This window comes from Planomonospora antibiotica, from assembly GCF_014647955.1.
In the GTDB taxonomy this organism is placed as follows: Bacteria; Actinomycetota; Actinomycetes; order Streptosporangiales; family Streptosporangiaceae; genus Planomonospora; species Planomonospora parontospora.
The window spans coordinates 1-5,583 of sequence record NZ_BMQE01000105.1 but is presented as its reverse complement, the minus strand read 5'-3'; the positions used below and the strand labels follow the sequence as shown (position 1 = coordinate 5,583).

Annotated in this window: 5 protein-coding genes; 3 read left to right on the top strand and 2 right to left on the bottom strand. The window is 68.7% G+C overall.

Features of this window, described 5'->3' with window-relative positions; genetic code table 11:
• The first annotated feature begins 73 nt into the window (after positions 1–73).
• From IEZ06_RS35390 to IEZ06_RS36990, 3 genes are all read left to right on the top strand, one after another.
• Positions 74–1,132, top strand: a complete 1,059-nt coding sequence (locus IEZ06_RS35390) for a hypothetical protein (protein WP_189241033.1) — start codon at positions 74–76, stop codon at positions 1,130–1,132.
• Positions 1,125–1,793, top strand: a complete 669-nt coding sequence (locus IEZ06_RS35385) for a hypothetical protein (RefSeq protein WP_189241032.1) — start codon at positions 1,125–1,127, stop codon at positions 1,791–1,793. The genes IEZ06_RS35390 and IEZ06_RS35385 overlap by 8 nt, the downstream gene beginning before the upstream one ends.
• 291 nt (positions 1,794–2,084) lie before the next feature.
• A complete protein-coding gene (locus IEZ06_RS36990) occupies positions 2,085–2,945 on the top strand; it encodes a hypothetical protein (RefSeq protein WP_373293990.1) in 861 nt (286 codons plus the stop codon).
• Between the two features lie 107 nt (positions 2,946–3,052).
• Here IEZ06_RS36990 and IEZ06_RS35375 read toward each other — a convergent pair whose 3' ends face one another.
• Both IEZ06_RS35375 and IEZ06_RS35370 read right to left on the bottom strand, forming a co-directional pair.
• The gene (locus tag IEZ06_RS35375) at positions 3,053–4,330 is read right to left on the bottom strand and encodes an MFS transporter (RefSeq protein WP_189241031.1); all 1,278 of its coding nucleotides are present in this window, start codon (positions 4,328–4,330) and stop codon (positions 3,053–3,055) included.
• Positions 4,327–5,418, bottom strand: coding sequence for a PLP-dependent cysteine synthase family protein (locus tag IEZ06_RS35370; RefSeq protein WP_189241030.1), 1,092 nt, complete (start codon positions 5,416–5,418; stop codon positions 4,327–4,329). The genes IEZ06_RS35375 and IEZ06_RS35370 overlap by 4 nt, the downstream gene beginning before the upstream one ends.
• Positions 5,419–5,583: the final 165 nt, after the last annotated feature.

Below are 5,583 nucleotides of genomic sequence, written 5' to 3'. Positions count from 1 at the left end.
AACGGCCCTGGTGAGGGCCACTGTGGCATAGAACCGTCTCCACGTTTTCGGGGGATTGACAAAGGAGCCGGCGATGCAACAGACACAGACAATCACCAACCTGCGAGCGCTGAACGGACGCGCATACGACTGGGCCGTCGCCGCTGGATCGGCCTGGCTGTTGGCCGGCCTCGGGCTGGACGCCTGGGCCCACCATCACTTCACCTCCACGCTGGAGTCGCCGTTCACGCCGTGGCACGCGGTGCTGTACTCGGGTTTCGTGGCCCTGGCGGCCGTTTTGGCCTGGCCCTGGGTACGCACTCGCACCATGGCGTCGATCCCGGACGGCTACCGGCCCTCCGTGGCCGGGATGGCGCTGTTCGCGCTCGCCGCCCCCGCCGACATCGTCTGGCATCTGCTGTTTGGCATCGAGGTCTCCGTGGAGGAGCTGATGAGCCCCACTCATTTGCTGCTCTTCCTCGGCGGCCTGCTCATGGCCAGCGGGCCGCTGCGGGCGGCCTGGTGCAGAGCCGGGGAGGATACGGCGCCGCTGACCGCCCTGCTCTCCCTGGCCTTCGTCACGGTCGTGCTGCAGATCCTGGCCGTCGAGTACGCCAACGTGTTCGCGCTTCCCTGGCCAGTGGGGGAGTTCGACATTCCCGCCCCCGATCCCGCAACCGGGATAGGCGTCGAGGACACCGCCAGTCTCCCGCCGGAGATCGGCCAGGTGATCGGCACGGCCGGGATCCTGCTGCAGGCCGCGGTGTTCGCCGGACCGATCCTGTTCGCACTGCGCCGCTGGCGCCTGCCCTACGGCGCGGTGACGTTGTTGTTCATCGTCCTGACCGCGTTCGGGGCGCTGATCCACGATCAGCCGCGCTTCATCGCGCCGGCGGTCCTGGCCGGCCTGGTCACCGACACGCTCATCGCGATCACCCGCCCGTCGGCCGAATCACCCGCGGCCCTGCGCACGATCGCTTTTGCCGCCCCGGCCGTGCTGTACACCGGCTACTTCACCACGCTGGCCCTGACCGACCGCCTGGCCTGGCCGGTCGAGGTATGGTCGGGCTCGATCCTGCTGGCCGGCGGCGTCGGCCTGCTGTCCAGCTACCTGCTCCTTCCCTGGCGCACACCGGAGCCACGACATGGCTGATGAGGCACCTGCGGCGGGCAGCCAGCGTGCCGAGTCGGTGACGCACGTCGCCGTGCTCGGCACGCTGGCCGAGTTCCACGCCGAACCGATCCCCTACGACCTGGCCGCCCTGGTCCGCATGGTCTACGAGCAACGTCCCGACCTGCTGTGCCTGGACATCACTACCGAGCAGTGGACCGAGCGGGCCTTCAGCGACCTGCCGCCGGACTACCGGGATGCGCTGATCCCACTGGCCGATCAGACCGACATCGTCATCGTGCCGGTCGCCGGCACACGCTCGCCTACCGAACCGGCGGCTCCGGGCTGGCGCGGCACCGCGATCAGGCTGCTGCGGCGGTGCCTGGCGTCGCTGCAGCGAAGCGCCCGCAGCCCAGCGGCGGCCAACGCCTGGCACCGGCACCTGCTGGCGGATCTGCTGTACGGGCTGAGCGCCCTTCTCGCCGGCCGCGGCGCCAGGCGCGCCTGGCGCGAGCACACCGAACGGCTGGTGGCCCGCGTCCACCAGGCCGCCAGCAACGATCCCGGCGCGCGGATCCTGGTCGCGGTCAACGTCCGGCACTGCCACCATGTACGGCGCGCGCTTCGCAGGCTGCCGGGTATCCGCCTGGTGCGCCATGACCGGCTTGCCGCCGCGCGGTCCGCACCCTGGCGTCAATCCTGATCATCCGCGAACGTGCCGATCGGCTCGCCCATCCGCTCTCAAACGAGCACCGTCCCACCACAGCCAGGCCTGACCACCACTTTGCCTGACGGCCAGGTCCTTCGCGCCCGTCCTCGCTGGGGCTGGACTCTTTGCGGCGGCAACCGAGCGGCACCCTCGGTGCACTTTTTCCGCTACGCCGGGCTAGCTCAATGGAGGAAGACAAGCGGTCCACCGGACCGGCTTCGAGTTTGTGAGCATCCCGCCCGTCGGCCTCCGGCGTCCAGCCGCCTGACGAAGGATCTTCCTCCTATGGTCTCTGCCGCACGATTCGTCGCGCGTTCCCGCTTGCTGACCGCCGTTCTGGGACTGTCCTTCGGCGGTGGCCTGGTGCTGGCAGCCGGTGGTACGGCGTATGCGGACGATGAGCGTACGGTGATGCTGACCGGCTCGACCACCGCCTCCTACTTCTGGGACGACGGCTCGGGCCGCGCCGGGGACACCGGCCTGCCGGCCTCAGGCAAGCCGATGCAGAAGGGCCTGGCCGCCTCCCCGTCCTGGCCGCTTTTGACCGAGGGCTATGTGCTCTACCAGGGCAAGAAGGCGCCGTTCTTCGTCGGCGACCGCGGCCCGGGTGAGCCGTCCAACCGCGGCATCATGCTCGATCTCGACGCCAAGACCTTCGCCGACCTGACCGGCGGCACCTTCAACCCCGGCACCCTCATGATCGACGGCAACGGCGGCAAGGGCCACATCAAGGTCGACTACGTCATCACCAAGTGGGGCTCGGGCGTGGGCAAGAAGAACAAACCGGTTCCGTTCTCCACCCGCGCCTGGTCGATCAGGGACACCGCCCCTGCCGACCCCATCGTCGTTTCCTCACACACCGAAGCCAAGCCCTCAAGCCCTGAAAGCGGCGCTGAGCGTCCCCCGCGTGCTGCGTCCCCTTCCAGCCCTGCACCGACTCCGGAAAGCACGCGAGCCCGCAGCAAAACCGTCTCCTCCTCGGTCGCTGACAGCTCCGCAGGCATCCCTTCCCAGGTCATTTTTGCTCTTCTGGCCGGAGCCACCGCAAGCGCTTATCTGGGCGTCCGATTCGTGAACCGCCGGTCGGTCAGCGGCGCGCTCGGCATGACCGTGACGAGGAAAGGAGGCCGGCATCGCATCCGGTGATGTGGTCATGCTTCCGTGAGCGGTAACGCACGAGCTCGTTTTCTTCTTTTCCGCGTAAGCGGCCAGGACCGAGGACGACGCCTGCGTCCTGACGACTGCGGTGATCCTTAAGCCGGGGCCATGCGTCGTTCCCGATCCGGTATGAGCCGCCCCGAGCGGTTGAGCCCGAAGACCGCGGTCGCGCAGAGACCGCCGATCGCGGCCAGCCCCACCCACGGAAGGCCGGGCACCCCCAGTTCCCGTCCGGCATCCAGCGCTGCACCGGTCAGCAGGTTGCCCAGGGCGATGCCGATCCCCGACAGGGTGTTGTAGAACCCGTAGTAGGTGCCGACCATGCGCTCACCGCCGAGCGTGACGATGGTGGTCATCTCGAACGGGTAGACGATCATGGTGGCGAGGCTGAGCAGGCCGGTCGTCACCAGCACCGGCGTCAGCGCCAGCGCCTGCGCCGGCCAGGGCGCCGCGTCCGGATCAATGGGCGGCAGCCAGGTGGTGAACGCCAGCGGTAGGAACGCCGCGCCCATCAGCCATAGACCCCGGACCATCGCTTGTCCGGAGGTCCAGCGGGCTTTGGCCCAGGCGGTGACGTGGACCTGGCCGATGATGGCCAGTCCGCCCGAAAGCACGAACAGCAGCGTGACCCCCATCTCACCGCCGGTCATCCGGCGAACCTCGATGGGCAGGCCCAGGTAGACCTGGAAGTTGAGCACGTAGGAGCCGATCATCGCCAGGGAGAACCACAGGAAGGCACGATTGCCAGCCACTCGGCGCCAGTCCTGGAACAGACCATCCCGCGCCGCTGCCCTGCCGCCGGCCCGAGCAGGCAGCGCACGCGCCTGCACCACGGCCAATATCGTGAATAGCCCGGCCGCGACCAGGCAGATGAGGCGGAAGGCGACCCCGCCCAGCAGCAGGCCGATCAGCGGCCCGATCAGGATGCCCATCTGGTAGAAGACGTTGAAGAGGGCGAACGCCTCCACTTTGCGTTCCCCCGCCTCCTGAGCCAGATAGGCACGGGCCGCGGGGTTGAACAGGGCTCCGGCCAAGCCGGTGAGCGCGGATGCGATGATCAGCGCGGGTAGTGCCTCGACCAGGCCGAGCAGGGCGAATCCGGCGCTGCGGAGAACGAGCCCCGCCATGATCATCGGTTTGTAGCCGATCCGGTCGGCCAGGCTGCCGCCCAGCAGGAACATGCCCTGCTGGCTGAGGTTGCGCACGCCGAGGACCAGGCCCACCAGCCAGGCCGCCAGGCCGAGGTCGTCGGACAGATACAGAGCCAGATACGGCATCAGCATGTAGAAGCCGACGTTGATGGTGAGCTGGTTGACCAGCAGCAACCGGATCGGCCGGTTGAACGATCGCACCTGGGCGAGGGTGGCCTTCACGCGAGCTCCCGCGGATCGATCACCGTGGTGCAGCGGGTCCACCGCGTGGCCTCGCTGTGGCCGGGGTGGGAGATCTCCTCGGGTTCGGGTTCGGGCTTGCTCTCCAGCAGTCCGTGTTCGGCGCAGTAGGCGTTGTTGTAGATGGTGTCGGCGTAGCGGTGCGGGCCGTCGGGAAAGATGGCGGCGATCCGCGTGCCCGCTGGTTCGGTACGCGCCAGCCAGGAGGCCACCAGGGCGACCGCGCCCACGCTCCACCCGCCGGTGGCGTACCTGCCGACCGCGAGTCGGCGGCAGGCCCAGACCGCTTCTGCGGGCGCCACCCAGTGCACCTGGCTGAAGGCACGGTAGTCGACGTTGCGGGGATGGATGCTGCTGCCCAGCCCGCGCATCAGCCGGGCGCGGGCGGGCTGGCCGAAGATGGTGGACCCGATCGCGTCGACGCCCACCAGGCGCAGGCCCGGGCAGAGCTTGTGAAGCACACCGAACACTCCGGCGCTGTGCCCGCCGGTGCCCACGCTGCACACCAGAATGTCGAGGCGGCCGAGCTGGTCGGCCAGTTCGCCGGCAAGCGCGCCGTACGCCGCGACGTTGTCGGGGTTGGCGTACTGATCGGGGCAGTACGCGCCGGGGTGGCGGCGCAGCAGCTCACCGACCCGGTGGCGCCGCGCTTGCTGCCAGCCGCCGCGGGGATGGGGAGCGGTGACCGTCTCGACGCGTACCCCGTAGGCGCGCAAGAGCCGTTGAACCAGCGGCTCCATGCCGGGGTCGCTGACCAGCGTCACCGGGTGGTCGTAGACGATTCCCGCCAGGGCGAGTCCCAGCCCGAGGGTCCCGCTGGTCGATTCGATGATCGGCCGTCCCGGCTCCAGCTCTCCGCGCAGCCGCGCCTGCTCGATCATGTGCAGGGCCGGCCGGTCCTTGATGCCGCCGGGGTTGTAGCCCTCCAGCTTGGCCCAAAAACCGCGCTCTCCTCCTGACCACAGTTCCGGCACCCACAGCACCGGTGTGCTGCCGACCAGGTCGGCAAGCGACGCTCCTGAGGTGGTCATCGTCTTGGTGATCTGGGTTCCGGCACGGGTGTCGTCCATCGAAAAACTCCTCGGTCCTGCACGGGCTGTGAACGGAAAAGGTGCGCGATGGCGTGCCGATGCCAAGGGACGGGCCGTGTCAACGACGCTCGAACTCTGGATCTGGATCTGGCCCACATTTCGTGATCGTTACGACCCCTGGCTCAGGTGAGAAGCACGCGCTTT